At 64.7% G+C, this 26,754-nt stretch carries 31 protein-coding genes, 3 tRNA genes and 1 other RNA gene; 17 read left to right on the plus strand and 18 right to left on the minus strand.

Translation table 11 applies throughout. From position 1 onward, the window contains the following. Positions 1-34: 34 nt before the first annotated feature. Positions 35-1,609, plus strand: a complete 1,575-nt coding sequence (locus Q9R14_RS05740; protein ID WP_306003775.1) for an amino acid permease — start codon at positions 35-37, stop codon at positions 1,607-1,609. A gap of 124 nt (positions 1,610-1,733) precedes the next feature. On the opposite strand, the gene Q9R14_RS05745 is transcribed toward Q9R14_RS05740, so the two are convergent. The 4 genes from Q9R14_RS05745 to Q9R14_RS05760 form a co-directional block, all read right to left on the minus strand. Continuing rightward, positions 1,734-1,818: transfer RNA gene (locus Q9R14_RS05745), tRNA-Leu, on the minus strand. Positions 1,819-1,867: 49 nt separating this feature from the next. After that, on the minus strand, positions 1,868-2,230 hold the full coding sequence (locus Q9R14_RS05750) for a hypothetical protein (RefSeq protein ID WP_306003776.1): 363 nt from the start codon (positions 2,228-2,230) through the stop codon (positions 1,868-1,870). Positions 2,231-2,298: 68 nt separating this feature from the next. Then, the gene (locus Q9R14_RS05755; protein ID WP_045810805.1) at positions 2,299-2,814 is read right to left on the minus strand and encodes a Dps family protein; all 516 of its coding nucleotides are present in this window, start codon (positions 2,812-2,814) and stop codon (positions 2,299-2,301) included. A gap of 125 nt (positions 2,815-2,939) precedes the next feature. Further along, positions 2,940-3,013: transfer RNA gene (locus Q9R14_RS05760), tRNA-Gln, on the minus strand. Positions 3,014-3,214: 201 nt separating this feature from the next. Between Q9R14_RS05760 and Q9R14_RS05765 the strand changes: the two genes are divergently transcribed. Continuing rightward, positions 3,215-3,291 (plus strand) — tRNA-Pro (locus Q9R14_RS05765). Between the two features lie 60 nt (positions 3,292-3,351). On the opposite strand, the gene ilvC is transcribed toward Q9R14_RS05765, so the two are convergent. Continuing rightward, complete coding sequence (ilvC, locus tag Q9R14_RS05770; protein WP_306003777.1) at positions 3,352-4,386, minus strand: ketol-acid reductoisomerase; 1,035 nt, start codon at positions 4,384-4,386, stop codon at positions 3,352-3,354. On the opposite strand from ilvC, the gene Q9R14_RS05775 reads away from it, so the two are divergent. The 3 genes from Q9R14_RS05775 (at position 4,385) to Q9R14_RS05785 (ending at position 6,726) form a co-directional block, all read left to right on the plus strand. Next, the gene (locus Q9R14_RS05775) at positions 4,385-4,927 is read left to right on the plus strand and encodes a DUF924 family protein (protein WP_306003778.1); all 543 of its coding nucleotides are present in this window, start codon (positions 4,385-4,387) and stop codon (positions 4,925-4,927) included. The genes ilvC and Q9R14_RS05775 overlap by 2 nt on opposite strands. A gap of 75 nt (positions 4,928-5,002) precedes the next feature. Continuing rightward, positions 5,003-5,860: a thymidylate synthase gene (locus Q9R14_RS05780; RefSeq protein WP_306003779.1), complete on the plus strand. Its 858-nt coding sequence runs from the start codon at positions 5,003-5,005 to the stop codon at positions 5,858-5,860. Positions 5,861-5,871: 11 nt separating this feature from the next. Beyond that, complete coding sequence (locus tag Q9R14_RS05785) at positions 5,872-6,726, plus strand: alpha/beta hydrolase (RefSeq protein ID WP_306003780.1); 855 nt, start codon at positions 5,872-5,874, stop codon at positions 6,724-6,726. 306 nt (positions 6,727-7,032) lie between these two features. Here the strand turns inward: Q9R14_RS05785 and Q9R14_RS05790 are convergent, their stop codons facing one another. Then, on the minus strand, positions 7,033-7,620 hold the full coding sequence (locus Q9R14_RS05790) for a hypothetical protein (protein WP_306003781.1): 588 nt from the start codon (positions 7,618-7,620) through the stop codon (positions 7,033-7,035). 57 nt (positions 7,621-7,677) lie between these two features. On the opposite strand from Q9R14_RS05790, the gene Q9R14_RS05795 reads away from it, so the two are divergent. Beyond that, positions 7,678-8,205 (plus strand): dihydrofolate reductase, encoded by a 528-nt coding sequence (locus Q9R14_RS05795; protein WP_306003782.1) that lies wholly within the window; start codon positions 7,678-7,680, stop codon positions 8,203-8,205. Between the two features lie 9 nt (positions 8,206-8,214). Further along, entirely contained in the window at positions 8,215-8,535 is a 321-nt protein-coding gene (locus Q9R14_RS05800; protein WP_306003783.1) for a YbjQ family protein, read from the plus strand. Between the two features lie 19 nt (positions 8,536-8,554). Here Q9R14_RS05800 and Q9R14_RS05805 read toward each other — a convergent pair whose 3' ends face one another. Together Q9R14_RS05805 and Q9R14_RS05810 are read right to left on the minus strand one after the other, a co-directional pair. Beyond that, the gene (locus Q9R14_RS05805; protein ID WP_306003784.1) at positions 8,555-9,652 is read right to left on the minus strand and encodes an NADH:flavin oxidoreductase; all 1,098 of its coding nucleotides are present in this window, start codon (positions 9,650-9,652) and stop codon (positions 8,555-8,557) included. Positions 9,653-9,728: 76 nt separating this feature from the next. Then, positions 9,729-10,796: an Mrp/NBP35 family ATP-binding protein gene (locus Q9R14_RS05810; RefSeq protein WP_306003785.1), complete on the minus strand. Its 1,068-nt coding sequence runs from the start codon at positions 10,794-10,796 to the stop codon at positions 9,729-9,731. A 74-nt stretch (positions 10,797-10,870) separates the two neighbouring features. Here Q9R14_RS05810 and miaA point away from each other — a divergent pair, with 74 nt between their 5' ends. The 3 genes from miaA (at position 10,871) to Q9R14_RS05825 (ending at position 12,706) form a co-directional block, all read left to right on the plus strand. Continuing rightward, positions 10,871-11,743 (plus strand): tRNA (adenosine(37)-N6)-dimethylallyltransferase MiaA, encoded by an 873-nt coding sequence (gene miaA, locus Q9R14_RS05815; RefSeq protein WP_306003786.1) that lies wholly within the window; start codon positions 10,871-10,873, stop codon positions 11,741-11,743. A gap of 10 nt (positions 11,744-11,753) precedes the next feature. Next, positions 11,754-12,121: a transfer-messenger RNA gene (ssrA, locus tag Q9R14_RS05820) on the plus strand. Between the two features lie 111 nt (positions 12,122-12,232). Next, positions 12,233-12,706, plus strand: coding sequence for an SspB family protein (locus tag Q9R14_RS05825; protein WP_017504863.1), 474 nt, complete (start codon positions 12,233-12,235; stop codon positions 12,704-12,706). A gap of 6 nt (positions 12,707-12,712) precedes the next feature. Here Q9R14_RS05825 and Q9R14_RS05830 read toward each other — a convergent pair whose 3' ends face one another. Next, positions 12,713-13,072: a RusA family crossover junction endodeoxyribonuclease gene (locus Q9R14_RS05830; protein WP_066551435.1), complete on the minus strand. Its 360-nt coding sequence runs from the start codon at positions 13,070-13,072 to the stop codon at positions 12,713-12,715. Further along, complete coding sequence (locus Q9R14_RS05835; protein WP_306003787.1) at positions 13,069-13,722, minus strand: peptidylprolyl isomerase; 654 nt, start codon at positions 13,720-13,722, stop codon at positions 13,069-13,071. Before Q9R14_RS05835 ends, Q9R14_RS05830 begins: the two co-directional genes overlap by 4 nt. 61 nt (positions 13,723-13,783) lie before the next feature. On the opposite strand from Q9R14_RS05835, the gene fumC reads away from it, so the two are divergent. After that, a complete protein-coding gene (gene fumC / locus Q9R14_RS05840; RefSeq protein ID WP_306003788.1) occupies positions 13,784-15,175 on the plus strand; it encodes a class II fumarate hydratase in 1,392 nt (463 codons plus the stop codon). A 63-nt stretch (positions 15,176-15,238) separates the two neighbouring features. Here the strand turns inward: fumC and Q9R14_RS05845 are convergent, their stop codons facing one another. Both Q9R14_RS05845 and Q9R14_RS05850 read right to left on the minus strand, forming a co-directional pair. After that, positions 15,239-15,625: a YccF domain-containing protein gene (locus Q9R14_RS05845; protein ID WP_242076603.1), complete on the minus strand. Its 387-nt coding sequence runs from the start codon at positions 15,623-15,625 to the stop codon at positions 15,239-15,241. Positions 15,626-15,721: 96 nt separating this feature from the next. Then, positions 15,722-15,961, minus strand: a complete 240-nt coding sequence (locus Q9R14_RS05850; RefSeq protein WP_306003789.1) for a DUF2171 domain-containing protein — start codon at positions 15,959-15,961, stop codon at positions 15,722-15,724. Positions 15,962-16,266: 305 nt separating this feature from the next. Here Q9R14_RS05850 and Q9R14_RS05855 point away from each other — a divergent pair, with 305 nt between their 5' ends. Continuing rightward, the gene (locus Q9R14_RS05855; RefSeq protein ID WP_306003790.1) at positions 16,267-17,370 is read left to right on the plus strand and encodes a patatin-like phospholipase family protein; all 1,104 of its coding nucleotides are present in this window, start codon (positions 16,267-16,269) and stop codon (positions 17,368-17,370) included. Positions 17,371-17,372: 2 nt separating this feature from the next. Continuing rightward, positions 17,373-17,561 carry a DUF4169 family protein gene (locus Q9R14_RS05860; protein ID WP_242076605.1) on the plus strand — a complete coding sequence of 63 codons (189 nt, stop codon included), beginning with the start codon at positions 17,373-17,375 and terminating at the stop codon, positions 17,559-17,561. 4 nt (positions 17,562-17,565) lie between these two features. Here the strand turns inward: Q9R14_RS05860 and Q9R14_RS05865 are convergent, their stop codons facing one another. Further along, positions 17,566-18,450 carry a DMT family transporter gene (locus tag Q9R14_RS05865; RefSeq protein ID WP_306003791.1) on the minus strand — a complete coding sequence of 295 codons (885 nt, stop codon included), beginning with the start codon at positions 18,448-18,450 and terminating at the stop codon, positions 17,566-17,568. A gap of 106 nt (positions 18,451-18,556) precedes the next feature. On the opposite strand from Q9R14_RS05865, the gene Q9R14_RS05870 reads away from it, so the two are divergent. Both Q9R14_RS05870 and Q9R14_RS05875 read left to right on the plus strand, forming a co-directional pair. Beyond that, positions 18,557-18,964 (plus strand): YbaY family lipoprotein, encoded by a 408-nt coding sequence (locus tag Q9R14_RS05870; RefSeq protein ID WP_306003792.1) that lies wholly within the window; start codon positions 18,557-18,559, stop codon positions 18,962-18,964. Further along, complete coding sequence (locus Q9R14_RS05875) at positions 18,961-19,185, plus strand: ribbon-helix-helix domain-containing protein (protein WP_306003793.1); 225 nt, start codon at positions 18,961-18,963, stop codon at positions 19,183-19,185. The genes Q9R14_RS05870 and Q9R14_RS05875 overlap by 4 nt, the downstream gene beginning before the upstream one ends. Before the next feature lie 19 nt (positions 19,186-19,204). On the opposite strand, the gene Q9R14_RS05880 is transcribed toward Q9R14_RS05875, so the two are convergent. Continuing rightward, positions 19,205-19,468, minus strand: coding sequence for a hypothetical protein (locus Q9R14_RS05880; RefSeq protein ID WP_306003794.1), 264 nt, complete (start codon positions 19,466-19,468; stop codon positions 19,205-19,207). A gap of 73 nt (positions 19,469-19,541) precedes the next feature. On the opposite strand from Q9R14_RS05880, the gene Q9R14_RS05885 reads away from it, so the two are divergent. Together Q9R14_RS05885 and Q9R14_RS05890 are read left to right on the plus strand one after the other, a co-directional pair. Continuing rightward, complete coding sequence (locus tag Q9R14_RS05885; protein WP_306003795.1) at positions 19,542-21,896, plus strand: ATP-dependent helicase; 2,355 nt, start codon at positions 19,542-19,544, stop codon at positions 21,894-21,896. Positions 21,897-21,928: 32 nt separating this feature from the next. Beyond that, the gene (locus Q9R14_RS05890) at positions 21,929-22,111 is read left to right on the plus strand and encodes a DUF3606 domain-containing protein (protein WP_026108366.1); all 183 of its coding nucleotides are present in this window, start codon (positions 21,929-21,931) and stop codon (positions 22,109-22,111) included. A gap of 62 nt (positions 22,112-22,173) precedes the next feature. Here Q9R14_RS05890 and lpdA read toward each other — a convergent pair whose 3' ends face one another. Genes lpdA through Q9R14_RS05910 form a run of 4 tightly spaced genes read right to left on the minus strand, consistent with a single transcriptional unit; the run spans position 22,174 to position 26,752 of the window. After that, the gene (lpdA, locus tag Q9R14_RS05895; RefSeq protein ID WP_306003796.1) at positions 22,174-23,580 is read right to left on the minus strand and encodes a dihydrolipoyl dehydrogenase; all 1,407 of its coding nucleotides are present in this window, start codon (positions 23,578-23,580) and stop codon (positions 22,174-22,176) included. Next, a complete protein-coding gene (locus Q9R14_RS05900) occupies positions 23,580-24,059 on the minus strand; it encodes a glutathione peroxidase (RefSeq protein WP_306003797.1) in 480 nt (159 codons plus the stop codon). The genes lpdA and Q9R14_RS05900 overlap by 1 nt, the downstream gene beginning before the upstream one ends. A 15-nt stretch (positions 24,060-24,074) precedes the next feature. After that, complete coding sequence (locus Q9R14_RS05905) at positions 24,075-25,376, minus strand: pyruvate dehydrogenase complex dihydrolipoamide acetyltransferase (RefSeq protein ID WP_306003798.1); 1,302 nt, start codon at positions 25,374-25,376, stop codon at positions 24,075-24,077. Beyond that, on the minus strand, positions 25,373-26,752 hold the full coding sequence (locus tag Q9R14_RS05910) for a pyruvate dehydrogenase complex E1 component subunit beta (protein ID WP_306003799.1): 1,380 nt from the start codon (positions 26,750-26,752) through the stop codon (positions 25,373-25,375). Before Q9R14_RS05910 ends, Q9R14_RS05905 begins: the two co-directional genes overlap by 4 nt. Between the last annotated feature and the right edge of the window lie 2 nt (positions 26,753-26,754).

The following is a 26,754-nucleotide window of genomic DNA, read 5'->3' on the forward strand; positions in this document are numbered from 1 at the left end:
GCCGAGGGGCTGCATCAAAACGTGGGGGTATTTTATGTGGCGCGTTAAGTCGCTCGACGCGATCCTTGCCACGGCCGAGAAGAAGTCGCTTCACCGGTCGCTTGGTCCTATTCAACTGACGCTTCTGGGGATCGGGGCCATCATCGGCACCGGAATCTTCGTCCTGACCGCCTCGGCCGCCCAAAAGGCCGGACCGGGCATGATGATCAGCTTCGTCATCGCCGGCGCGGTCTGCGCGGTCGCGGCGCTCTGCTACTCCGAACTGGCGTCGATGGCCCCGGTGTCTGGCTCGGCCTACACCTACACCTACGCCGTGATGGGCGAACTGCTGGCCTGGACGGTCGGCTGGGCGCTGATCCTGGAATACGCCGTGGCGGCCTCGGCCGTGTCGGTCGGTTGGTCGGGCTACGTGCTCGGGCTAATAGAACAGGGGCTCGGATTCGATTTCCCCGACCTCCTATCCGCCGGGCCGACCTGGTCGATGAACGGCTTCATCCCCACGCCTGACTTCTCGGCCGGGATCGTCAACATCCCCGCCATCGTCGTGGCCCTGCTTGTGACCGCCCTGCTGATGGTCGGCACCACGGAATCGGCCCGGGTCAATGCGATCCTGGTCGCGATCAAGGTCGTCGCCCTGACGGTCTTCATCGTCATCACCCTGCCTGTCGTCCAATCGGCCAACCTGTCGCCGTTCGCCCCCAACGGCCTGTTCGGCCAATATTCGGGGATGGGCATCGTCGGCGCAGCAGCCTCGATCTTCTTCGCCTATGTCGGGTTTGACGCCGTTTCGACGGCGGCCGAGGAAACCAAGAATCCGCAGCGCAACGTGCCCATCGGCCTGATTGGATCGCTGGCCATTTGTACGGTCTTCTATCTGCTGGTCGCGCTCGGCGCCGCCGGCGCCATCGGCGCTCAGCCGGTTCTGGGCGCCGCCGGTGAAGCGGTCCAGCCGGGCTCGCCCGCCTTCGTCGCCGCCTGCGCCCTGCCCGCCAACGCCGAAATGCTGGTCTGCTCCAACGAGGCGCTGGCCCACGTTCTGCGCGTCGTCGGTCACCCCCAGATCGGTAACGCCCTGGGCACCGCCGCCCTGCTGGCACTGCCCTCGGTCATCCTGATGATGATCTTCGGTCAGACCCGCATCTTCTTCGTGATGGCGCGCGACGGCCTGCTGCCGGAAGGCCTGACCAAGATCCACCCCAAGTGGAAGACGCCCTACATCGTCACCGCCGCCACCGGCATCGCGGTCGCCATCGCCGGCGCCCTGTTCCCGGTCGGTCAGCTGGCCGACATTTCGAACTCGGGCACTCTGTTCGCCTTCTTCATGGTGTCGATCGCGGTGCTGGTGCTGCGGGTCAAGGATCCGAACCGTCGCCGTCCGTTCCGTACGCCGCTGATCTGGGTGTTCGCGCCCCTGTCGGCGTTCGGTTGCGCTTTCCTGTTCTGGAACCTGCCGCACGACGCCAAGATGGTGCTGCCGATCTGGGGCGGCATCGGCCTGCTGATCTACTTCGCCTACGGCTACCGCAAGAGCCACCTGGGTCGCGGCGTGGTCGAGGTTCACGAAACGGATGGTGACGTTCCGCCGCCGCCCGTGCCGCCGATCAGCTAAGACGAAATACGGGGCCTGTCGCACCAATCGCGGCAGGCCCATCGATCGGCCTCAAGTAGCCCGCACGGGCGATAGGCCAGGAATAAAGAAAGGCCCCGGATCGCTCCGGGGCCTTTTTTTGTCTTGGTGCGGATGAGAGGACTCGAACCTCCACGCCTCTCGGCGCTGGAACCTAAATCCAGTGCGTCTACCAGTTCCGCCACATCCGCATCGGGTAGGCGGTCGCGTCTAGAGGGTGACGCCGCTCAGGGCAAGGCCTCAGCGACGCCCCGCGACCAGTTCGTTGCGGATGGAGCGTCCCAATGGATCGCGGGCGCGCCAGCTGTCGCCGACATCGGCCTCAACCATCCGGCTGCAGAAGCGTGGCAGGATCTGGCGCGGGCTGAAACCCGACAGACAAATCTTGTCGCCCTCGGCCGACCAGCGGGCCGCCACACGTCGCCCGTCCGAAAACTGCGAGGTGTAGCGTCCATCCGGCTCGAAATAGTGCCGGACCCACTGGCCGTTCGGATAATGGGACACGATCGTGTTGCCGAACGCCTTGGACATATCGGCTGAGGCGGGCGAGGCCGCCAGCACCCCCACGATCACCAAAACGCAGATCACCGAAACCTGCTTCACGCGCCCCTCCTGCGCCATCCGTCATCGACTATCGACGATACATAAGACGGCGCAAGTGCTGCGGTTCCTCAGCCGTTACCGCGACGACCCGATTCGAACAGGAACCAGACGCGTTTCTCGCTCTCGTCGATCCAGTTCTCGAGCAGGCTGGCGGTCGCGACGTCGTTATGCTCGTCGCAAAGGTCATGCACCTCGCGCATCCGGCCGATCAGTTCACCGTTGTCGTCGCGAAGCTCCGCCAGCATATCGAGAGGATCGACATAGTCGGCGTCGTTATCGGCGATGCGTGATTCCTTGGCGATCTGACCGATGGAGCGCAGGGTGGTCCCGCCGATCTTGCGCGCCCGCTCGGCCATCGGATCGGTCATGGCCAGGATTTCCGCCGACTGCTCGTCCAGCATCAGATGGTAGTCCCGGAAATGCGGACCCGAGACGTGCCAGTGGAAATTCTTTGTCTTGATGTAGAGAGCGAACGTATCGGCCAGCAGGCCGGTCAGAGCGGCGGAAATGCTCTGGGTCGCCTCCTCCGACAGGCTCGTCGGCGTCTTCAGGGGCGCCAGGCGCTTTTCTTTGGCGGTGACCATCATCGTTCTCCTCAGCAGCAGTCTGCGGTCAAGCTAGGTAGTCGGGCATCCGGACGGAAGCCCTGGCGCAGATGATAATGCTGAAGCTGTGAAGTGGTTCGACGGCGCCGACCTTTGTCGGCGGATGGCTGGGGAACTAGGACTCGAACCTAGAATGACGGTACCAAAAACCGTAGTGTTACCATTACACCATTCCCCAGCAGGACCGGCGTTTCCGAAGCACTCTGTGCGGCGGAGGCGGTCAGATACGCCAAGCCGTTTTGGGATGCAACACCCTCTTTCAGGACTATTTTCGCTTACCGTGAAGATGGGTCGAAATGGGCGCTTGCGGCCTATCGAACCCATGGCTATAAGCCGCGTCCTCACTTCGGGGCGACGCCGCCAGGCCAGCCCCCACGGTCGGAGTGTGGCTCAGCTTGGTAGAGCACTGCGTTCGGGACGCAGGGGTCGGAGGTTCGAATCCTCTCACTCCGACCATCTTCTCCTCAGAATAATCGACGATGCGACAGCGGGTCTTCGCCCGCTGCCAGAGCCGCGTCAGTCGTCGTTCGCCGCGCTCTCCATCGCCCGGCGCGCCACCGCATTCAGATGCGCTCCGACCGACTCGATGGTCCTTGAGCCCAGCGCCTTTCGGCGCGCGGTCAGGTCGGGCGAGCCCGCGTCATAATCGGCCATCAGCCGCCGCACGAACGCCCCGCCCTGAACATCGGCCAACACCTGATCCATCGCCTGTCGAGACTCGGCTCCGATGACGCGCGGTCCGGTCAGATAGGCGCCGTATTCCGCCGTGTTCGAAATCTTGGCGAAGGCGCCCGCGATGCCGCGTTCGTACATCAGGTCGGTCACCAGCTTGGTTTCATAGAAACATTCGAACCACGCCACCTCGGGCGGATAGCCAGCGTCGACCAGCTTCATGAAGGCCGCGTCGATCAGTTCGGCGATGCCGCCGCACAGCACCACCTGTTCGCCGAACAGGTCGCTCTCGCACTCGTCGCGCATCGTCGTTTCCAGAATGCCCTTGCGCCCGCAGCCCAAGGCCGCCGCATAGGACAGGCCAAGCGCGTGCGCCCCGCCCGTCGCGTCCTGCTGCACGCCAAACAGGCAGAAGACACCCTCCCCCGCCTCGTAGAGGTCGCGGATGCGCGGCCCGATCCCCTTGGGCGAGGCCAGGATGACGTCCAGATCCGCGCGCGGTTCGATCAGGCCGAATCTCACCGACAGGCCGTGGGCGAAGACCAGGGCCGCGCCCGGCCGCACATTTGGCTCCAGTTCGTCGTGCCACAGATCGCGGTGCGCCTCGTCGGACGTCATGACGGCGACCACGTCAGCGCCCGACGCGGCCTGCCCGGCCGTCATCACTTCAAATCCGTCGGCGCGCGCCCGGTCGCGTGTTCTGGAGGCGGCCTTTAGGCCCACCACGATGTTGGTCACGCCCGAATCGCGCAGATTCAGCGCATGTGTGCGGCCCTGGCTGCCGTAACCGATCATGGCTACGCGCTTGCCGCGAATAATGGAAAGGTCGCAGTCGCGGTCATGGAAGACGGGAAGCGGATTGGGTAGGGTCTGGGTCATGGCCATCTTCATAACTCCTTCCTCCGTCATCGCCTTCTGGAAAGAGGCTGGGCCCGAAAAGTGGTTCGCCAAGGACGAGGCGTTCGACGCCGATTTCCGGGATCGCGGTCGCGCGGTCCACTGGGCCGCCGCGCGCCGCGAACTGGACGACTGGATGGACACGGCCGAGGGCGCCCTGGCGCTGCTGATCCTGCTGGACCAGTATCCCCGAAACAGTTTTCGCGGCACGGCGCACCAGTTCGCCACCGACCCGCTCGCCCTGATGTTTGCAAACCAAGCCGTGGCCCGCGATCTGCATCTGGCGGTCGAGCCGGCGCTGAAGAACTTCCTGCTGCTGCCCTTCGAACATTCCGAACGGATCGAGGATCAGGACCGCTACATGACCCTGGTCGCCGGCGATGAAGAGCTGGAGAAATGGGGCAAGCTGCACCGCGACATCATCGTCCGCTTCGGCCGCTTCCCCCACCGCAACGCCGCACTAGGCCGCCAGACGACGCCTGAAGAACAGGCCTTCCTCGACGAAGGCGGTTTCGGCGGCTGATTCGATCCACAACGATCAGATAGCCAGCGGCGACGGCCGATTGGCGAAAGACCGATTCGGGTGGAAGCTGATGCCATGAACGCTCAGGTCGCCATCGCTGAACTTCAGGCTCGCATCGCCGCGGCGCCGGCCGATCATCCCGAGCGGCAGTATCTGAACCTGCTGCGAGACATCCTCGACAATGGCGTCCGTCGCGACGATCGCACCGGCACCGGCACCTTGGGCGTCTTCGGCCGCCAGATGCGGTTCGATCTGTCCAAGGGCTTTCCGGTTCTGACGACCAAGAAGCTGCATCTGCGTTCGATCATCGTCGAACTGCTGTGGTTCCTGCGCGGCGAGACCAACATCGCCTATCTGAAGGACAATGGCGTTCGCATCTGGGACGAATGGGCCGACGCCGAGGGCGAGTTGGGTCCGGTCTATGGCAAGCAATGGCGGTCCTGGACTGCGCCGGATGGCCGCGTCATCGACCAGATCGAGAAGTTGGTTCATGGGCTGAAAACCAATCCCAACAGCCGTCGCCACATCGTCACCGCCTGGAACCCGGCCGATGTCGACGACATGGCCCTGCCGCCCTGCCACTGCTTGTTCCAGTTCTTCGTCGCTGAGGGAAAGCTGAGCTGCCAGCTGTACCAGCGCAGCGCCGACGTTTTCCTGGGCGTGCCCTTCAACATCGCCTCCTACGCGCTGCTGACGATGATGCTGGCCCAGGTCGTGGGGCTGGAGCCGGGCGACTTCGTCCATACCTTCGGCGACGCCCACCTGTATTTGAACCATTTGGAACAGGCCGAGCTTCAGCTGACCCGCGAGCCCCTGCCCCTGCCCGTCATGCAGATCGCGCCCAAGACCGACCTGTTCGCCTTCGACCTCTCGGACTTCACCCTTGAGGGCTATGAGGCCTGGCCGCACATCAAGGCCGCCGTCGCCGTTTAAGGTCATTCACGATGATCCGCGCCTGCTCTCTTGGTCTCATTCTGCTCGCGACGCCCGTAGCGTCGGCGATCGCCGAGCCAACCTCATCCGCTGTTGAAGCCGCCGAGATCACACCGGTCCAAATCAGCGTGCCGGCGCCGGACGGTCGGGCCATACCGATCAGCATCTGGACCGCCCCGGTGGAACGCGGCGTGGTGGTGTTTAGCCACGGCTATAACGGCTCGCCGACAGCCTATGCCCGCATTCTGTCAGCGTGGGCGGCGCATGGTTTCACGGTAATCGCACCGCTGCACGTCGATTCTCTGCGCCATCCCGAATATGAGAAATATGACAATCGCGCCGCCTTCACGACCAGGCTGGTTGACCTGGGCGTCGCACGCGGCATCGCCGCTCATGCGCATTCGGGCAAGCCGCTGATCGTGGCGGGCCATTCGTTCGGCTCTCTGATGTCCGTAATTGAGGGCGGCGCCGTTACGGCAGCGGGACCCGCAGGCGATCCGGCGGTAAAAGGCGTGATCGCCTTTTCCTCGGCCGGCTCCATCCCCGGCCTCGTCACCTCCGAGAGCTATCGCACGCTTGACCGTCCGCTGTTGGTGATCACCGGCGATCAGGATCTGGTGCCCGGCTTCGTCAGCGATTGGCGCGATCATCGCGCGCCGTTCGACAACAGCCCGGCCGGCGACAAAACTCTCATGATCTTCGCGGGCGCAGACCACCAGCTGCCGGGGACAGCGCAAGGCGAGCGGTTTGATCAGATCATCCGGGCGACGGAGGATTTCCTCGACGCCTATGCGCTGAACGACGCCGAGGCCCGGTCGCGCCTTCAGGCCTTAGCGGCGGATGGCGTCAGCGTCGAGCGTCGCTGAACGGATGGATTTGCGCGATCTGTCCGCTTCGGTGCTTCGCATCTCTGACATCTACGCCGCCGAACACGATATCGACCGCGACCGCGATTGGGCCCTGCTTAAGCTTTAGTAAGAGCTTGGCGAACTGACCGCCGAGCATCTGCGGCTGACCGGCCGCGCACGAGGCGCGCCTGACAACCAGGCGCTGGGCGACGAGGCGGCGGATGTGCTGGGGATGCTGCTGATCTACTGCGCGCGAGCGGGTGTGGATCTTGATCAGGCCATGCAGCGCAAATGGCTGAAGTGGCTGGAGCCTTAGGCCGAAGCCTAGGTCTCTGGCGCAATCATGATCATCGGCGTCAAACGCGCGACCAGGGCGTCGTCCGTTGCGATGCGCTCGACCACGATTCGGTTCTTCATCATGCCCATCTGCATGGTGGCGCGGAACGCGATCACGTCGCCGGGCGCAGCGATGAAGCCCTCAAGCGTGGGCTGGTTCTGCTTTCCCGCCAGACCGCCGAACGCCATGGACAGCTGGTGGCCGCCGGGCGAGACCGAAACAGCGGTGAAGCGCGGGCTCTTCAGCTGGGCCACGAACTTGTCGTCCACCGACAGGTCCATGCCCGCGGCCTTGCCCACGAAGCCCTCGCGATAGACGATCAGCAGAGCCTGATCGTGAAACTGAGGGCGAAACGCCAGTGCGGCCTGCTTCTGCTCCGCCGTTGCTGACTTCCCAAGTTTTGTGCCCGCCAGATTGGCCATGATGTAGGCGGTGAACACACCCAAAAACGCGCCGACCATCATCGGCAGATAGCCGGCGTCGGCTCCGGCGGAAGAGAACAAGAACGCCAGCCCGCCGCTGATGACGAACGCGACCAGGAAACCGACCACGATGGCGGGGAGATACTTGCTCACAACGGGGCTCGCGTTCATTGGATGGGCCACTTCAACGCATCGATACGGTCAAGGTTCTTGCCCCAGCCCATCATTTCCTTGGTTGTCGCCCGTGGTCACAACGGCGTCATCGGCCGCGACGGCGACCTGCCCTGGCGGCTGCGCTCGGACCTGCAAAGGTTCAAGGCCATCACCGTGGGCAAGCCCTGTCTGATGGGCCGCAAGACCTGGGAGAGCCTGCCGCTTAAGCCTCTGCCGGGTCGGCTGAACATCGTGCTGACGCGTGACGAATCCTATGAAGCCGACGGCATGGCCAGAGGGGCCCTTGTCTGCGCCACTCTGGATGAGGCCATCGAGATCGGGCGCGAAACCGCCGAGGACGATGGCGTCGAGGAGATCTGCATCATCGGCGGCACAGCCCTGTTTGAGGTCGCCCTGCCCCGCGCCAAACGTCTCTACATCACGGAAGTGAACGCCTCGCCCGAAGGCGACGCCGTCTTTCCGTCATTCGACGAAACCGCATGGGTCGAGGTATCGTCGGAATCGCACCCGGCGGGCGAGAAGGACGACCACGCCTTCACCTTTCGCATGCTGGAACGCCGCTAGGAGAAATAGATGTACGTCACCACGACCAACGACCTGCCCGGCTTTCGCGTCACCCGCCACATCGGCCTGGTGCGCGGTGTCACGGTCCGCTCTCGCAACGCCATTTCCGACGCCATCGGCGGGGTCCAGTCCATGCTGGGCGGCCGCGTCGGCGCCTATGTGAAGCTGGCAGAGGCCGGGCGTCAGGAAGCCTATGACGAACTGGTCAAACACGCCCAGGCCCATGGCGCCAACGCCATCCTGGCCGTCCGCTATGACGCGACAGAGATCATGCCGGGCGTGACCGAGGTGCTGTGCTACGGCACGGGCGCGATCGTCGAGCCGGCATAACCGGCTCGACGTCTCTCGATCAGGACAGGGTCATCAGGTCCGAACGCTCGAAGTTGCGCAGCTCGTCTTCGCGACCGTCGCGGATCTTTGCGACCCACTGAGGGTCGGCCAGCAGCGCCCGGCCGACGGCGACCAGGTCGAACTCCTCATTCTCCAGACGGCGCAACAGACCGTCCAGCGAGGCTGGCTTTGAACCTTCGCCGCCGAAGGCCGCGATGAACTCGCCGTCCAAGCCCACGGACCCGACGGTGATCGTCGGCTTGCCCATCAGCTTCTTGGTCCAGCCGGCAAAGTTCAGGTCCGAACCTTCGAACTCCGGCTCCCAGAAGCGCCGCTGCGAGCAGTGGAAGACATCGACGCCGGCGTCCGACAGCGGGGTCAGCCACTCGACCATCTGTTCCGGCGTCTCGGCTATGCGGGCCGTATAATCCTGCAGCTTCCATTGCGACAGGCGCAGGATGACGGGAATGTCGTCGCCGACGCCTTCACGCACCGCCTTCACGACCTCGGCGCCGAATCGGGCGCGGTCAGCGATGGTCGGTCCGCCCCAGCGGTCCTCGCGCGCATTCAGGCCGCTCCAGAAGAACTGATCGATCAGATAGCCGTGGGCGCCGTGGATTTCGACGGCGTCGAAGCCGAGGTCGCGAGCCGCGCGGGCCGACCGGCCGAAAGCGGCGATCGTGTCTGCGACATCCTCCTCCGTCATCGGCTCCAGCTTGGTCTTGCCCGGCATGGTCATGCCCGACGGGCTGTCCACCTTGCCCAGAGGCGCCCAGTCATCGCCGCGTCCGCGGGCCGAGCCCACGTGCCAGATCTGCGGCGCGATCAGACCGCCGGCGGCATGAACCTCTTCCACCACCGACTTCCATTCCCGCAGCGCTTCGCCGTGGAAGACCGGCACATTGGCGTCGTTGCGCGCCGCCGGACGCTCGACGACCGTGCCCTCGGTCACGATCAGGCCCACCCCGCCCTCGGCGCGACGGCGATAATAGGCGGCGACGTCGGAGGTCGGGATGCCATTCGGCGAGAAGGACCGCGTCATGGGCGCCATGACGATGCGGTTGGGCAGGGTCAGCCCCTTGATCGTGAAGGGGCTGAACAGGGCGTCGAGGCTCATTGGATCTCCTTGGGTATCTGTAGCGCCCAAGGTGGCGAACAGGGTTGCGTTTGAAAACCCCCTGCCCCCGCTTTTTCTAAAGCCCGAGCGCCGCCGACACGCGCGCGGCGATTTCGACGAAGCGGCCGGCGATATCGCCCTGCGGATCGGTTGCGACAGGCGGTCGTCCGGCATCGCCGCCCTCTCGCAAGGCGGCGTCCAGCGGCAAGGCGCCTAAAAACGGGATGGACAGGCGCTCGGCCTCCGCCTTCCCCCCGCCTTCACCAAAGACTGGCCCGCTCATGTTCTCGATCAGGCCAAACGTCAGGACATTGACGCGCTGGAACAGGGTGTGGGCGCGCCGGGCATCGGCCAGCGCGACTTCTTGCGGAGTCGACACGATCACCGCTCCATCCAGCGGCGTCTTCTGGATCAGGGTCAGCTGGACGTCGCCCGTGCCCGGCGGCAGATCGACCACCAGCACGTCCAGCGGCGCATCAGCCGTTCCCCAACGCGTCTGGGTCAGCATCTGGGTGATGGCCTGTGACGCCATGGGTCCGCGCCAGATCATGGCGTCGTCCATATTGGTCAAGAGGCCAACCGACATGGCCTTCAGCCCGTGAGCGACGTGCGGCACGATGGCGCCGTCCTCGTAGGCGGGTTGGCCGCTGATGCCCAGCATCGTCGGCAGCGACGGCCCATAAACATCGGCGTCGAGAATGCCGACCGAAAGCCCGCGCGCCGAAAGTGCGGCAGCCAAGTTCACCGCAACGGTGGACTTGCCGACCCCGCCCTTGCCGCTGGCGACGGCCAGGACGCGGCGGACATGGGGGGGACGATCTGTGGGGACCGGCGCCTTGGCGCGGCCCTGATCAACCGCCGCCTTGGAAAGGCCCGCCGTGCGCGGCGCAGCAGTAGGCTGGGTCTCGGCGGTCAGAATGACCGAGACGCGCGCCATGCCGGGAATAGCCTTCAGCGCAGCCTCCGCTTTGTCACGAACCGGCGCGTAGGCGGCCGCCTGGCTGCGATCGACTTCCAGAGCAAACCCCGCGCGATCCTCGGCCACGACCAGACCCTGAACCAGACCGGCGGCGACCAGCCCCTGGCCGGAAACCGGATCGATGACGGCGTCCAGGGCGGCGATGACGGCGGTGCGTTCGACCAAGGCGATCTCCAAGGGACTTGCAGGCGATGATGCGCGCGTTCTATCGCCCTCGAACCCGTCCCGCGAGCCACGATTTGTCCAAGCCGCCCCCAATCACCCTGATCGCCGGCCCGACGGCCTCGGGCAAATCGGCGCTGGCGTTGAAGATGGCGCGCGAAACGGGCGCGGTGATCATCAACGCCGACAGCCAGCAGCTTTACGCCGACCTGCGCATCCTGACGGCCCGCCCCTCGGCTGAAGATGAAGCCCAGGCCGATCATCGACTGTATGGTGTCGCGGACGCCGTCGATGCCTGGTCCGTCGGGCGCTGGATTCGGGCGGTGATGGCGCTGCTCGATGATCTTCGTGAAAAGGGCCGCCCTGCCATTCTCGTGGGCGGAACTGGCCTCTATTTCATGAGCCTGACACGAGGCCTTGCGGATATTCCTGCGGTGCCAAGCGCGGTGCGCGATCAGATGGATGCCGACTACACGGCGCTCGGCGAGTCAGCTTTCCGCCGGCGCCTGGCCCAGAGCGATCCCGAGGCGGCGCAAGCCATCGAACAGGGAGACCGCCAGCGACTGGTGCGGGCCATGAGCGTCTTCATCGCCAGCGGCCGCGCGCTGAGCGCCTGGAAGGCCGACACCCAGCCCTTGTTGGCGCCGGGTTCATGGACCGGATGGGTCAGGGAGCCGGAGCGTCAGCAACTCTACGCAAACTGCGACCAGCGCGTGGACCTGATGATCGATCAGGGAGCGATAGACGAAGTCCAAGCCCTCATGGACCGTGGCTTGAACCCCGCCCTGCCCGCCATGAAGGCGGTCGGGGTCAGGGAACTGGCCGCCTACCTATCCGGCGATCTGGCCCACGACGACGCGATCGCCGCTCTGAAACAAGCCACCCGCAACTACGCCAAACGTCAGTTGACGTGGTTTCGAAACCAGACCCCGGATTGGCGTCGCGCCTGAGTGCAATCCGGCGCTTGGAATGCCTCACGGCTGCGCCTATATTCGTCATGTCCGGTTTCGGCCGGACTATGGCGATAAACGCGCTTGTAATAAGCGGACCGGACCCGGGTGCGATTCCCGGCGGCTCCACCAACTTTCTCCCCGCGTTATCGGCGGAGGCAGCATGGGGCCGACTAGCATCGACGGACGTGTAAAGAGGATTGCTTTCGCTCGTCCTGGCCCACCGTATCGGGCCATTTTCTAACTGCGAACGATAACTTCGCTGGAGAAGTCGCTCTCGCCGCGTAATGCGGTTCGAGTGATTTCGAATCTTAAGTCCTAGGGGTTCAGATCCTTGGGCGGGGCCTGTCGGGAGCCTGGCAACAGAATCCCGGCGCTTTCCAAAAGATGATCGGGAGCCCGGCGTCAGAATCCCGGCGCTTTACCCTCATGACACCTTTCGCCTGCGGCCCCGCGCCGCTATCAGTCGCGCTCTGATGTGAGGTGACGATGAGCGACCAGGCCCCTCCGGTCGATGAGATGCGGTACGAACAGCTGGCGCAGGAAGCCCTGCGCGGCGTGATGCGCGCCGCGCTGGAACGCGTGCTGGCCGAGGGCCTGCCCGGCGCCCACCACTTCTACATCACCTTCAAGACACGCGCCGTCGGCGTCAGCGTGGCCCCTGACATTCTGGCGAAATATCCGGAAGAGATGACGGTCGTTCTGCAGCACCAGTACGACGACCTGCGCGTCGAGCCTGAGCGTTTCTCGGTCAAGCTGCGCTTCGGCGGCATGCCCAAGAGCCTGGTCATCCCCTATTCCGCGATCACGCGCTTCTACGATCCCAGCGTCCAATTCCTGCTGCAGTTCGAAGACCCGCAGCTTCTGGACGAGGTCGAAGACGAGCCGACCCCGCCTCAGGACATGCCGCCGATTTCGGACGGCCCCAAGGTCGTGTCGCTGGACCAGTTCCGCAAGAAATAGCCGCCGTCAGTCTTTACGCGGATAAGAGCGGATCAGGATCCGCTCTCTTTCGCCTTCGCGTCTTTCGACCAGCAGCCGTGCGACCTGGGCGTCGTCGTGAAACAGATAGCCCTTGATGGAGTCGAGCAAAGCCTTAGCCAGGTTGTCGAGGTCCATCCACGGCGGCTCGCCGACATGCTCCATGCGGATTTCTACGACATGGTCGCCCCATGATGGTCTGGCTCCGCGCCATTCCTTGCGCATGAACTCATAGACCAGCGGCTTGTAGTATTTGGCCTGGGTCGTCAGGCCGTCGATAACGATCTCGACTGCATCGCCATCCTCGCGCGCCCTGACCTTGCCGGTCCCGATCCAGCCGGCGGTCAAGGTCGCATCGACTTTATGCAGACGGCGGGCGCAGCATTCAGCAAGCGCGCGGAGCGGATCGCTACGGGCGGCGTAAGCTGCTCCTCCGAATTCGCGGGCATCCGCTGGATTCTGCGCGCGACATCCAGCCCTTCGACCACAGCACCGAATGCGGCGAAGCCCTGCCCGTCAGGATTCCGCCCTCCGCCAAAGTCCAGGCTCGGCGTATCTTGTGTGACGATGAAGAAGCTCGATGTGGCGCTGTCCGGTCCGTCCCGCGCCATGGACACCGCGCCGGCCGTATGGCGCAGGCCAGTGTCTCGTGTCCGTTCAAGAGTGATCGGCGGTCGCGAGGCGTCGTCGCTGCCCCGTGGGGTCGCCGCCTGGATCACGTCGATGGGATAGCGGCTGGCGGTATTGGTTTCGCGGCTGACGGTTCTGAAGAACGTGCCCCCATCATAATCACCCGTCACGACGTAACTGATGAAGTTGCATGTCGTGATCGGCGCAGCGGCCGCATCGAGCGCCAGCACGATCGTGCCGGCTGTCGTGTCGAGCGCCACGCGGGGCATTGTCGGTTCAGGCTGAACAGTCGCGCAGCCACCCAGCGCCGACAGCGTCGCCACGGCGATCAACCCTCGTCTCATATCCGCGCTCTTCTTGCCCTGCATGGCTCTCGTGCTACACCGCCGCGCAACCCATCGCCACGCCTGAGAGACGAGATTTACGCGCATGAGCAACGTCCGGACAGAGACCGACACCTTCGGCCCGATCGAAGTCGCCGCCGACCGCTACTGGGGCGCTCAGGCGCAGCGATCGCTGGGCAACTTCAAGATCGGCTGGGAGAAGCAGCCCCTGCCGGTCGTGCGCGCCCTGGGCATCGTCAAGCGTGCGGCCGCCGAGACCAACCGTGACCTGGGCAAGCTGGATCCGGCCCTGGCCGACGCCATCATCAAGGCCGCCAATGAGGTTATCGAAGGCAAGCTGAACGACCACTTCCCGCTGGTGGTCTGGCAGACGGGTTCGGGCACCCAGTCGAACATGAACGCCAATGAGGTGATCTCGAACCGCGCGATCGAGATTCTGGGCGGCGAGATGGGCTCCAAAAAGCCGGTTCACCCCAACGACCACGTCAACATGAGCCAGTCGTCCAACGACACCTATCCCACGGCCATGCACGTCGCCTGCGCCGAGCAGGTGGTCAATGACCTGATCCCGGCGTTGAGACATCTGCACGCCGCGCTGGACGCCAAGGCCAAGGCCTGGGCCCACATCATCAAGATCGGCCGCACCCATACCCAGGACGCCACGCCTCTGACGCTGGGCCAGGAGTTCGGCGGCTACGCCCAGCAGGTCGAGAACGGCATCAAGCGCATTGAACAGACGCTGCCGGCCCTGATGGAACTGGCGCAAGGCGGCACCGCCGTCGGCACCGGCCTGAACGCGCCCATCGGCTTCGCCGAGAAGGTTGCGGCCCAGATCGCCGAGATCACCGGCCTGCCCTTCACCACGGCGCCGAACAAGTTCGAGGCCCTGGCTGCCCACGATGCCATGGTCTTCAGCCACGGCGCCATCAATACGGTCGCCGCCAGCCTGTTCAAAATCGCCAACGACATCCGATTCCTGGGTTCCGGCCCGCGTTCGGGTCTGGGCGAACTGGCGCTGCCGGAAAACGAGCCGGGCTCGTCGATCATGCCGGGCAAGGTCAATCCGACACAGTGCGAAGCGCTGACGCAGGTCTGCGTCCAGGTGTTTGGCAACAACGCCGCCCTGACCTTCGCCGGATCGCAAGGTCATTTCGAGCTGAACGTCTACAATCCCGTGATGGCCTACAACTTCCTGCAGTCGGTGCGCCTGGTCGCCGACGCGGCTATCAGCTTCACCGACAACTGCGTCGTCGGCATCGAGGCGCGCGAGGACAATATCGCGCGCGGCCTGAACAACTCGCTGATGCTGGTCACCGCCCTGAACGGCAAGCTGGGCTATGACCTGTGCGCCAAGATCGCCAAGACCGCGCACAAGAACGGCACCACCCTGCGCGAAGAAGCTGTCGGCGGCGGCTATCTGACGGACGCCGAGTTCGATGAAGCCGTGCGGCCGGAAAAGATGATCTCGCCGGGCTGATCCCATCCAAGATCGGGGCTTTCGAAACGCCGACGTCGTCTGACGTCGGCGTTTTAGTTTGGGTCAGGCCTTGTCGCGGATGGTGCGCCCGACCGGCGCCAGCGCCAGCTTGGCCAGTTCGAGATCCTTCAGCGCGAACGGAATGCCGATGATGGAGATGAACTCCGCCACGGCGATGATCAAATGTGTCAGGGCGATGTACCAGCCGGCCACGACGAACCAGACGATGTTCAACATAACGCCGACACAGCCAGCGACAGGATGCGTGTCCTGCCACACGATCTCGCGGCCGAAGGGCCAGAACGAATAACTGGCGATGCGCCACGCCGCGAACGTCCATGGCAGGCCGACGACGGTTAGCGCCAGGATCGCGCCGCCCAGCAGCCACAGCAGGCCGGAAATCCAGCCGCCGAAGATGAGCCAAAGGATATTCAGGATCAGGCGTATCAAGACAGGCTCCAATGTCGCCCAATGCGACCTACCTCAGATAAGCAAAAGGCCCCGCCTGTGCAGCGGGGCCTTTATTAAATCGGCGTCAGGTCGGCCTTAGTGCGGCTTCTCGGTCCAGCGCGCCTTGGCGTCGTCTTGGATCAGGCTCAGATGCACGTGCTTGTCATCGACCCGTTCGACCCAGCTGACCGGGATCATGTGGTGCTTGAAGCCGCCGGCGAAATCCAGCTTCGCCAGTTCGATCTGGTCGCCCAGGACGTGATCGACCCGACCCACGTGACCGCCGTCCGAGCCTACGACTTCGAGGTGTTCCTTGATGAGCGAAACGTCGACCATGTGTATCTCCAGCAGTTGGTTTGTCCTGCCGATGAGAACACCCCCGGCCTGCGACGGTTTCAAACGGCGACGCTTGTTCATCGCCTTGATGACAGGATTGGCTAGGACGCGGTAAAAGCCGGCGTTCACACGGAACCGGAACTCAAGACATGCGGCGGATTGGATCAGGCCTGTTAGGCGTCCTCATGGCCTTGGCCTTGTCGGCGTGTGGAACCCTAGATCGCCCGACTGGCCCTCTTCGGATTACCGACGGCACGCTCGTCAAGGCGGAGGATCCTCGCATCCGCGCCAGTGACAGTGAGCGTTTGCAGGCCTTCACCCAGGAAATTGGCCAGCGACTTCGGCCCGACAAACCAACCTCGATCCTGGCGCTGTCCGGCGGCGGCGCAAACGGAGCCTACGGAGCCGGGCTTCTGGTCGGCTGGACCGAACAGGGCGATCGCCCTGCGTTCGACGTGGTCACCGGCGTCAGCACCGGGGCGCTTGCCGCGCCGTTCGCCTTTCTGGGATCGGATTGGGACGACGAACTTCAGCACGCCTACACCAGCGGCGCCGCCAGCAATTTGCTGAGCTGGCGCAGTTTCGCCGCCTTCCTGAACCCGAGCCTGTTCTCGTCACAGGTCCTGCGCAATCTGGTGGACGAGAACGTCACCCCTGAACTGATGCAGGCCGTCGCGCGCGAGCACGCCAAGGGCAGACGCCTGCTGGTGGCGACGACCGATCTGGACAGCGAGGAAACCGTCATTTGGGACATGGGCCTTTTGGCGACCCAGGGCGACGAGAATGCCCGAGAGCTGTTCAAGGAGGTGCTGGTCGCCTCGGCCAGTATTCCCGGCGTCTTTCCTCCGGTTCTGATCGCCGGGCTTCAGGACGACGACAAGGTGGTTCTGGAAATGCACGTCGATGGCGGCGTCAACACGCCGTTCCTGGCCATCCCTGAGGACCTGATGCTCTGGACGCGCCCAAAGGAAGAAGGCCGCGTCGGCGCCCTCTATGTCATCGTCAACGGTCAGGTTGGCCGCAACGACGGGGTCACGCCCGGCCGGCTGTCGGGGATCCTGGCGCGGACCTATGACAGCATGAGCAAATCGTCGCTGCGCATCCATTTGGCGGTGACGGCGGCGTTTGCATGGCGCAATGGGCTGGACATGGCGCTGTCGGCCATTCCAGACAATGTCGCCGCCTCCAGCCTGAAGTTCGATCAGGAGACGATGAGCGCCATGTTCGAACTGGGTCGCCAGCGCGGACGCGGCGCCGATGCCTGGACACGGCTGGGCGAGCGCCCGGCGGACCAGCCCTTCATCCCCCAGACGACGATTTCGGATTCTCAAGTGCCGGCGGTGCTGGCGCCTGAGCCCTCGGCCAAACCGTCGGCCGATGCGCCCCCCGCTGACAAGCCCACGTCGTAGTCATGGGCGAGATCATCAATCTGAACCGGGCGCGAAAGGCCCGCGCCAAGGCCGAGGACAAGGCGCTGGCTGCCGCCAACCGCGCGGCGCACGGACGCTCCAAGGCCGAAAAGACCCTGTCCGCTCTTGAGCGTCATCGCGCTGAGAAGCAGTTGGACGGTCAGCAGCTGGAGCCGAAATCCGACGACTGACGGCTCAGGCCTTGGCCGCGCGGATCAGCATGACCTGCCCCGCCAGCACGAGCGCCAGCCCGACCAGGGCGCTCCAGCCGAACCGCGCGCCCTCGAACATCACGGACACCAGCATGGCGATGGGCGGCGTCAGAGCCGAGATGTAGCTGGCCAGGGCATAGCCGCGTTGACGCGCGATTGTGAAATATAGCCCGAACGCGATCACCGACCCGAACAGCGACAGATAGAGCAGCGACAGGACATAATGCGGCGTCGGCTCGATCCGCCACGTCACGCCGGTCGCCATTCCGTACAGCGCCAACATGCCTGTGCCATAAGCCATCGCCCAGGAGGTGGCGGCCATGACGGGCGCGCCCGCCTGCTGGCCTTTCCAGGCGAACCAGTTGCCGAGCGCCGAAGCCAGTACAGCGGTCAGGGCGAACATGACGCCCAGCCCCGGATTGAGGCCGGCGCCCGCCGCCGTGATCTGGCCGTAGGACAAGACCCCGACGCCCATGACGCCCAGAACTGCGCCGATCCAAGCGGCCGGGGCCGCCTTTTGTCCGCCCAGCAGCCGAAACAGGATCAGGTTCACAAAGGCCAGGGCGGCGAAGATCACCGCGACCACAGCCGACGCCACCTGCCTTTCTGCGGCATAGACGAACCCATAGCTGATCGCGAAGACAAAGGCGCCCTGGCCGACGGCGGCCAGATGCTGGCTGCGCGTCAGATGCAGCGGCCGTCGCGTCACCGCGCAGAAGGCGAACAGGACCGCTGACGCCAGACCAAACCGCCAGACGATGGAGACGATGGAATCAACCGGCCCCAGCTGCAGGGTGATCGCGTACCAGGTCGTGCCCCAGATCAGGGCGCAGATGGCGATCGCGACAATTGCGAAGGGGCGGCTCAAGGGTTGACCTCCGGCGGTAGACGGCCCGCATAACACGCTCTGGCGCCACGCGCCCTCACGTCTTGCGCCTGACTGTGACACACTGGGCGCCGCGAAGGAGATCGCCATGCGAAACGCCCCCCTCATACTGCCCGCAGCCCTGGTCCTGGCGGCCTGCGCCGCCAGGCCGGCCATGACGACCGGAACGACGGTCGTAAACGTGACCGCCACCTATCGTGAACGGATCATGCTGCCGCCCGGCCATGTTCTGACTGTCAGGGTTGAGGATGTCAGTCTGGCCGACGCGCCCGCCAAGGTTCTCGCCGAGACCAGCGAGCCGCTGACCAGCGCCCCGCCCTATCGCGTCACCCTTGGCTTTCCCACGTCTCAGATCGATCCACGCCACACCTATGCCGCGCGCGCCGAGATTCGCGACGCCGCCGGCGCCCTGGTCTTTGTCACCGACACCCGCTACGCGATCCTGACGAACGGCGCGCCGGCGTCGGCCGAGATCGTGCTGAAGTCCGCGCGTTGAGCAGCCTTACCAAACGTTCGGTCGCGCTGGCCGGCCATGCCACTTCGGTGGCGCTGGAGCCAGAGTTCTGGGCCGTGCTGGACAGAATCGCGGCTGCTCGCAGCCTCAGCAAGGCTCAGCTTCTGGCTGAAATCGACGCGGGTCGCGGCCGACGTCCCCTCACCTCCGCCTGTCGCCTGCTGGCGCTGGACTGGGTGGCGGATCATGGACGTCAGACGTGAGCGGCGGCTGGAAGATCGGCTAGTCGCCGCGGCCGCGCCTGCCCTGGTCGGCTATCACTTCCGATCGGCTGATCAACTGCACCTCATCTGAAGAGGCGTCGCCCAGTTCGACGACCGCCACCCAGATCGCCATGATGGCGAACATCCCGGTCATGCCCAAGGCAAAGGCGATCCAGCCCGCCCGCCCGTTCGGCTTGCGGCGCGTCGGCCCTTGCTGGTGATCGTCGTGCTGCATTGCAGCTAGGAACCGACCCTCGCCCGCACGGTTCCGTGCATTCGTCATACGCGGCCCTGACTTTGTCGCGCGGTCACCTTATGTTCCGGTTCGATTCTGACTGACGGATAGTTTTGCGCCTGTGACTGATCTTCCCGCCCCCCGCATTTCCGACCTCGCGCGCGCTCGTGCGCCCGAGGACGAGGCGCCGCGCGATTATCTAAAGGGGCTGAACCCGGAGCAGCGCGAGGCGGTCGAGACGACCGAGGGCCCCGTGCTTGTGCTGGCGGGCGCAGGCACGGGAAAAACCCGCGTCCTGACGACACGACTGGCGCACATTCTGGCGACAAACCGGGCCAAGCCGTGGGAGCTGCTGGCCGTCACCTTCACCAACAAGGCCGCGCGCGAAATGCGCGAGCGCATCACCCATCTGATCGGCCCCTCGGCCGAAGGCTTGCGCTGGCTCGGCACCTTCCACTCGATCGCCGCCCAGATCCTGCGTCGCCACGCCGAACTGGTCGGGCTGAAATCCAGCTTCACCATCTTGGACACCGATGACCAGGAGCGGGTGCTGAAACAGCTGCTGGAAGCGGCCAACATCGACACCAAACGCTGGACGCCCAAGTCGCTGTCCGGCCTGATCGACCATTGGAAAAACCGGGGCTGGACGCCGGACAAGCTGCCGCCGGGCGAGGACTTCGCCAACGGCAAGGGCCAGGGTCTGTACGCCGCCTATCAGGCGCGCTTGCGCAGCCTGAACGCCTGCGACTTCGGCGACCTGTTGCTGCACAACATCACCATCCTGTCGCAGCATGCGGACCTGGCTGAGGAATATCGCCGTCGCTTTCGCTACATCCTGGTGGACGAATATCAGGACACCAACGTCGCCCAGTATCTGTGGCTGCGGTTGTTGACAGCCTCGACCGGCAACGTCTGCTGCGTCGGCGACGACGACCAATCGATCTATGGCTGGCGCGGGGCCGAGGTGGACAACATCCTGCGCTTCGAGCGGGACTTCCCTGGCGCCAAGATCGTCAAGCTGGAGCGCAACTATCGCTCGACCAGTCATATCCTGGGCGCGGCGTCCGGCCTGATCGCCGCCAACCGCGACCGGCTGGGCAAGACCCTGTGGACCGAGGACGACAGCGGCGACAAGGTGCGCGTGCGCGGCGTCTGGGACGGCGAGGCCGAGGCAAGGCTGATCGCCGACGAGATCGAGACCGCGCGGCGTCCCCACGCTGGCGAGCCGGGCCTGAAATACAAGGACATGGCCATTCTGGTCCGCGCCTCGTTCCAGATGCGCGCCTTCGAAGAACGGCTGGTCATGCTGGCCATCCCCTACACCGTCATCGGCGGGCCGCGCTTCTTCGAGCGCGCCGAGATCCGCGACGCCCACGCCTATCTGCGCCTGATCCTGTCGGAAGACGACGACCTCGCCTTCGAGCGGATCGTCAATGTGCCAAAACGCGGCATAGGCGACACCAGCGTGCAGAAGATCCTGCACCTGGCCCGCCAGCACGACCTGTCGGCCCTGACGGCCGTGCGGGGCCTGATCAATACCGACGAGCTTCAGGCACGCACCCGCACCGCCCTGTCCAACTTCGTGCGCGACATCGACCGCTGGCGCCAACTATCCGAGACCACGCCCCACTGGCAGGTCATGGAGACTGTGCTGGAGGAGAGCGGCTATACCGACATGCAGAAGGCCGACCGCACCAGCGGCCAGACCCGCCTGGAGAACCTGAAGGAACTGACCCAGTCCATGCAGCAGTTCGAGACGCTGCAGGCCTATCTGGAGCACGTCTCTCTGGTGATGGATCTGGAGCGCGCGACCAGCGATGATCCCAATGGCGACGGCGCGGTTCAGATCATGACCCTGCACGGCGCCAAGGGGCTGGAGTTCCCGCTCGTCTTCCTGCCGGGCTGGGAGGAAGGCGTCTTCCCCAGCCAGCGCAGCATCGACGAAAAGGGCGAAAAAGGCCTCGAGGAGGAACGCCGCCTGGCCTATGTCGGCGTCACACGCGCCAAGCAGGACGCGCGCATTTCCTTCGCTGCCAACCGGCTGGTCTATGGCCGCTGGACCTCCCAACTGCCCAGCCGCTTCGTCGACGAACTGCCCATCGCCCACGTCGATCCCCAATCGGACACCGGTTATTACGGCGCTTCGACCGGCATGAAGGAGGCCAAGAGCCGCTGGGACGACGCGCCATCGTTCGGCAGCGGCTATTCCTCCCCCGGCTGGAAACGCGCCCAATCCTTCGCCGCCGCCCAGACCCCGGCCAAGATTCCAGCGCGCAAGGCCGTCATCGAGGGCGACGGCCGCCTGATCGCCACCGCCGACCCCAAATCCAGCTCAGGCTGGAAAAAGGGCGAACGCGTCTTCCACCAGAAGTTCGGCTACGGGAACGTGCGCGTGATCGAAGGCAACAAACTGCTGGTCGAGTTCGAAAAGGCCGGGGAAAAGCGAGTCATCGACAGCTTTGTCGAGAAGGCCTAACCGGCGCTCTATCGCAACGAACGGAGCCGATCATGGCAGGCCTCAAGGACAAGCGCGGCTTCATCGACAAGGATCGCATCGACCTGACCGAGCGTCAGTCGGTCGAATACTGGATGAAGCGCTGGGGCGTGACCAAGGACCAAATCACCGCCGCGCACCGCAAGGTTGGGCGCATGACCAAAGATATTGCGGCGGAACTGGGCAAGAAGCGCTGATCGCGCTCACAGGATAAAAAAACGGCCCCGAAAATCCATTCGGGGCCGTTTCGGTTTCTGGCCTAGATGTGGATCACACGCCCATAGGCGTCCAGCGCCGCCTCGTGCATGGCCTCCGACATGGTCGGGTGCGGATAAACAATCCCGTGGATGTCTTCTTCCGTCGCCTCCATGGTGATGGCGGTGACATAGCCCTGGATCATCTCGGTGACCTCGTGACCGATCATGTGGGCGCCGATCAGGGCGCCGGTCTTGGCGTCGAAGATCACCTTGACGAAGCCGTCGGTGTCGCCCGAGGCGATCGCCTTGCCGTTCACGCGGAACGGGAAGCGGCCGATTTTGACGTCGCGCTTCTCGGCGCGCGCAGCCTGTTCGGTGACGCCGACCGAGGCGACCTGCGGCTGAGCATAGGTGCAGCCGGCGATGGGCGAATGGACGTTGGGGGTCTTGTAGCCGGCGATATGTTCGGCGGCGTGGATGCCTTCGTGCGACGCCTTGTGCGCCAGCCAGGGCGCGCCGGCGCAGTCGCCAATGGCGTACAGGCCCTTGACGTTGGTCTGGCAGTGGCCGTCGATCTTGACGTGGCCGCGGTCCATTTCCAGACCAAGTTCTTCCAGACCGATGCCGTCGGTATTGGCGGTGATGCCGACGGCCGAGATGCAGACCTCCGCCTCCAGCGTCTCCGCCTTGCCGCCGATCTCCACGGCGACCTTCACGCCCTTGGCGTCCTTGCTCACCTTGGTGACCTTGGCGCCCAGTTTGAACTTCATGCCGCGCTTTTCGAACGACTTCTGAGCAACCTTGGAGACCTCTTCGTCCTCGACCGGCATGATGCGATCCACGGCCTCGACCACGGTCACGTCACAGCCCAATGCGCGATAGAAGCTGCCGAACTCGATGCCGATGGCGCCCGAACCGATCACGACGATCGACCTGGGCATGAATTTCGGCGCCATGGCCTCGCGATAGGCCCATATGCGATCGCCGTCGGCTTCCAGCCCGATCTGCGGCAGGGCGCGAGCACGGGCGCCGACGGCCAGCATCACAGACTTGGCCTCCAAGGCGCGCGAACCGCCCGCTTTCAGAGCGACCACGACCTTCGGCGCGGCGGCGCCCTTCTCCAGCTTGGCCGCCCCCTCGATCACCTCGATCTTGTTCTTCTTCATCAGGAAGCCGACGCCCTGATTCAGCTGTTTGGCCACGCCGCGCGAGCGCTGGATGATGGCGTCGAAGTCGAACGACGCGCCGGACGCCGACAGGCCGTACTCCTTCAGGTGGCTCAGGCTCTCGAACTTCTCGCCCGACTTCAGCAGGGCCTTGGTGGGGATGCAGCCCCAGTTCAGGCAGATGCCGCCCAGGTTCTCGCGCTCCACGATGGCGACCTTCAGGCCCAACTGGCTGGCGCGAATGGCCGCGACATAACCGCCGGGGCCCGAGCCGATGACGACGAGATCGAATTCAGCAGCCATTAGATCAACTTCTCGATGTCGGCCTTGATGGCCTCGGGTTCAGTCTGCGGGGCGTAGCGGGCGACCACCCTGCCCTCGCGGTCGGTCAGGAATTTGGTGAAGTTCCACTTGATGGCCTTGGAGCCCAGGAAGCCGCGCTTCTGCTCCGTCAGCCAGGCGTAAAGCGGATGTCGGTTCGGTCCGTTCACCTCCACCTTGTCGAACAGGGGAAAGGTCACATCGAAACTGGTGGCGCAAAAGGCGGCGATCTCCGCCGCCCTGCCCGGCTCCTGCTCGCCGAACTGGTTGCAGGGGAAACCCAGCACCTCGAACGGCTGATCGGCGAACGTCCGGTGCAGTTTCTCCAGACCCTCGTACTGGCCGGTGAAGCCGCACTTGGACGCCGTATTGACGATCAGCAACGCCTGACCGCGAAAGCGATCGAGCGATACGTCCGTGCCGTCAATGGCGCGGGCGGAGAAGTCATAGACCGAGGTCATGACCTCACCCTCCCCTTAGGCCAGCATCGCGACGGGATCTTCGATCAGTGGCTTGAACGCCTGCAGGAAGCGGGCGCCGGTCGCGCCGTCCACTACGCGGTGATCGCAGGTCAGCGTCACAGTCATGACGGTGGCCGGCACGACCTGGCCGTTCTTGACGACCGCGCGCTGTTCGCCCGCGCCCACGCTCATGATGCAGCCCTGCGGCTCATTGATGATCGAGGTGAACTGCTTGATGCCGAACATCCCCAGGTTTGACACCGAGAAGGTGCCGCCCTGGAACTCTTCGGGCTTCAGCTTGCGGTCGCGGGCGCGCTTGGCCAAGTCCTTGGACTCTGTCGCGATCTGCGCCAGACCCTTGGTCTCGGCCTTCTTGATGATCGGGGTGATCAGGCCGCCGTCGATCGCCACCGCCATGGAGACATCGGCGTTGTGGTGCATGGCGATGCCTTCGGGCGTGTAGGAGGCGTTGGCCTCAGGCACCATCTTCAAGGCCAGGGCGGCGGCCTTGATGACGAAGTCGTTGACCGAAACCTTGATGCCCTGCGGCTCCAGCATCTTGTTGACCTTGGCGCGCACGGCCATCAGCTGGTCGATCTCGCAGTCGATGAACAGCGGGAAGTGCGGCACGTTCTGGACGCTGTCGACCATGCGACGCGCCACGGCCTTCTTCATGCCGTCCAACGGAATCAGGTCGTAGCTGCCGTCCGGAATGCCCATCTGCGCCAACGACTGCGCCTTGCGCGGCTCGGCTGCGGTCGCGGCGGGCGACGCCGACGATGCGGTCGCAGGTTGGACCGACGCCTTGCCGGCGGCCTCGACGTCGCGCTTGACGATGCGACCATGCGGACCCGTGCCCTTGATCGACTTCAGATCGACGCCGTTCTGGGCGGCGATACGTCGAGCAAGCGGCGACGAGAAGATGCGATCTCCGCTGTCCGACTTCGGCGCGGCGGGCGCTGGAGCGGCAGCCGTGGCGGCCTTGGGCGCCTCGGCGGCAGCCGGAGCGGCCTCGGCCTTGGGCGCGTCTTCCGTCTTTGCGGCGGGCTTTTCAGCAGGCTTGGGTGCGGCCGCGCCGCCCTCGTCCTTCAGGCGGGCGATGGGCGTATTGACCTTCACGCCTTCCGTGCCTTCAGCGACCAGGATGTCGGTGACTTCGCCCTCGTCCACGGCCTCGACTTCCATCGTCGCCTTGTCGGTTTCGATCTCGGCGATCACGTCTCCGGCGGAGACGACGTCCCCGACCTTGACGTGCCACTTGGCCAGAACGCCTTCCTCCATCGTCGGAGACAGGGCCGGCATCAGGATGTCGGTCATGCCACCACCTGCTTCACGGCCGCGATGATCTTGTCCGCACCCGGCAGCGACAGCGCTTCCAGATTGGCGGCGTAGGGCAGCGGCACGTCTTCTTGGTGAACCCGCAGCGGCGGGGCGTCCAGATAGTCGAAGGCGTGTTCGATGACGCGAGCCACGACCTCGGCGCCGACGCCCATCGGACCCCAGCCTTCTTCGGCCGAGACCAGGCGGTTGGTCTTCTTGACGCTCTCGACGATGGTCTCGTGATCCAGAGGACGCAGGGTGCGCAGGTCGATCACCTCGGCCTCGATGCCTTCCTCGGCCAGCTTCTCGGCGGCCTGCAAGGCGAAGCCGACCATGCGGCTGTGGGCGGTGATGGTGACGTCCTTGCCTTCGCGACGGACCTTGGCCTTGCCGATCGGCAGGACGTAGTCCTCCACTTCCGGAACGTCGAACTCGAGACCGTACATCATCTCGTGCTCGAGGAAGACGACCGGATTCGGGTCGCGGATGGCGGCCTTTAGAAGGCCTTTGGCGTCGGCCGCATCATAGGGCGCGATGACTTTCAGACCAGGCACCTGAGCATACCAGGCCGAGTAGTCCTGGCTGTGCTGGGCACCGACGCGCGAAGCGGCGCCGTTCGGACCGCGGAAGACGATGGGCGCGCGGATTTGACCGCCCGACATATAGAGCGTCTTGGCGGCCGAGTTGATGATGTGGTCGATCGCCTGCATGGCGAAGTTGAACGTCATGAACTCGACGATCGGCTTCAGGCCCGACATGGCTGCGCCGACGCCCAGGCCGGCAAAGCCGTGCTCGGTGATCGGGGTATCGACGACGCGCTGTTCGCCGAACTCCTGCAACAGGTCGCGGCTGACCTTGTAGGCGCCCTGATACTGGGCGACTTCCTCGCCGATCAGGAAGACGCGGTCGTCGCGACGCATCTCTTCCGCCATGGCGTCACGCAGGGCGTCGCGCACGGTTGTCTTGACCAGTTTGGCGTCGGCCGGGATTTCCGGGTCGCGCAGTTCGACCTTGGGCGTCGCGGTCTGGGCCGGGGCCTTTTCGGGATCGCCGGTCTTGCCTTCGGCCGTCGCCTTGGGCGCCTCAGCTTCACCCTTCGCGGACTCAGCCTTGGGCGCAGGCGCCGCAGCGCCGTCTTCCCCGGCCAGACGCGCGATCGGCGTGTTGACCTTCACGTTCTCGGAGCCTTCGGCGACCAGGATTTCCAGCACTTCGCCTTCATCCACGGCCTCGACTTCCATCGTCGCCTTGTCGGTTTCGATCTCGGCGATCACCTGGCCGGCCGACACCGTGTCGCCCGCCTTGATGTGCCATTTGGTCAGCGTGCCCTCTTCCATCGTGGGGGACAGCGCCGGCATCAGAATGTCGGTCACGG

The organism is Brevundimonas sp. C43, assembly GCF_030732185.1.
GTDB lineage: Bacteria > Pseudomonadota > Alphaproteobacteria > Caulobacterales > Caulobacteraceae > Brevundimonas > Brevundimonas diminuta_C.

Bases quoted from the DNA above. Each gene is read 5' to 3' on its own strand.
- Q9R14_RS05740 (WP_306003775.1), top strand. From the start codon at position 35: ATGTGGCGCGTTAAGTCGCTCGACGCGATCCTTGCCACGGCCGAGAAG.
- Q9R14_RS05755 (WP_045810805.1), bottom strand. From the start codon at position 2,814: ATGGTCACCGCCAAAGAAAAGCGCCTGGCGCCCCTGAAGACGCCGACG.
- Q9R14_RS05775 (WP_306003778.1), top strand. From the start codon at position 4,385: ATGGCCATCTTCATAACTCCTTCCTCCGTCATCGCCTTCTGGAAAGAG.
- ilvC (WP_306003777.1), bottom strand. From the start codon at position 4,386: ATGACCCAGACCCTACCCAATCCGCTTCCCGTCTTCCATGACCGCGAC.
- Q9R14_RS05780 (WP_306003779.1), top strand. From the start codon at position 5,003: ATGAACGCTCAGGTCGCCATCGCTGAACTTCAGGCTCGCATCGCCGCG.
- Q9R14_RS05785 (WP_306003780.1), top strand. From the start codon at position 5,872: ATGATCCGCGCCTGCTCTCTTGGTCTCATTCTGCTCGCGACGCCCGTA.
- Q9R14_RS05800 (WP_306003783.1), top strand. From the start codon at position 8,215: ATGTACGTCACCACGACCAACGACCTGCCCGGCTTTCGCGTCACCCGC.
- Q9R14_RS05805 (WP_306003784.1), bottom strand. From the start codon at position 9,652: ATGAGCCTCGACGCCCTGTTCAGCCCCTTCACGATCAAGGGGCTGACC.
- Q9R14_RS05825 (WP_017504863.1), top strand. From the start codon at position 12,233: ATGAGCGACCAGGCCCCTCCGGTCGATGAGATGCGGTACGAACAGCTG.
- Q9R14_RS05835 (WP_306003787.1), bottom strand. From the start codon at position 13,722: ATGCAGGGCAAGAAGAGCGCGGATATGAGACGAGGGTTGATCGCCGTG.
- fumC (WP_306003788.1), top strand. From the start codon at position 13,784: ATGAGCAACGTCCGGACAGAGACCGACACCTTCGGCCCGATCGAAGTC.
- Q9R14_RS05850 (WP_306003789.1), bottom strand. From the start codon at position 15,961: ATGGTCGACGTTTCGCTCATCAAGGAACACCTCGAAGTCGTAGGCTCG.
- Q9R14_RS05860 (WP_242076605.1), top strand. From the start codon at position 17,373: ATGGGCGAGATCATCAATCTGAACCGGGCGCGAAAGGCCCGCGCCAAG.
- Q9R14_RS05870 (WP_306003792.1), top strand. From the start codon at position 18,557: ATGCGAAACGCCCCCCTCATACTGCCCGCAGCCCTGGTCCTGGCGGCC.
- Q9R14_RS05880 (WP_306003794.1), bottom strand. From the start codon at position 19,468: ATGACGAATGCACGGAACCGTGCGGGCGAGGGTCGGTTCCTAGCTGCA.
- Q9R14_RS05890 (WP_026108366.1), top strand. From the start codon at position 21,929: ATGGCAGGCCTCAAGGACAAGCGCGGCTTCATCGACAAGGATCGCATC.
- lpdA (WP_306003796.1), bottom strand. From the start codon at position 23,580: ATGGCTGCTGAATTCGATCTCGTCGTCATCGGCTCGGGCCCCGGCGGT.
- Q9R14_RS05900 (WP_306003797.1), bottom strand. From the start codon at position 24,059: ATGACCTCGGTCTATGACTTCTCCGCCCGCGCCATTGACGGCACGGAC.
- Q9R14_RS05905 (WP_306003798.1), bottom strand. From the start codon at position 25,376: ATGACCGACATCCTGATGCCGGCCCTGTCTCCGACGATGGAGGAAGGC.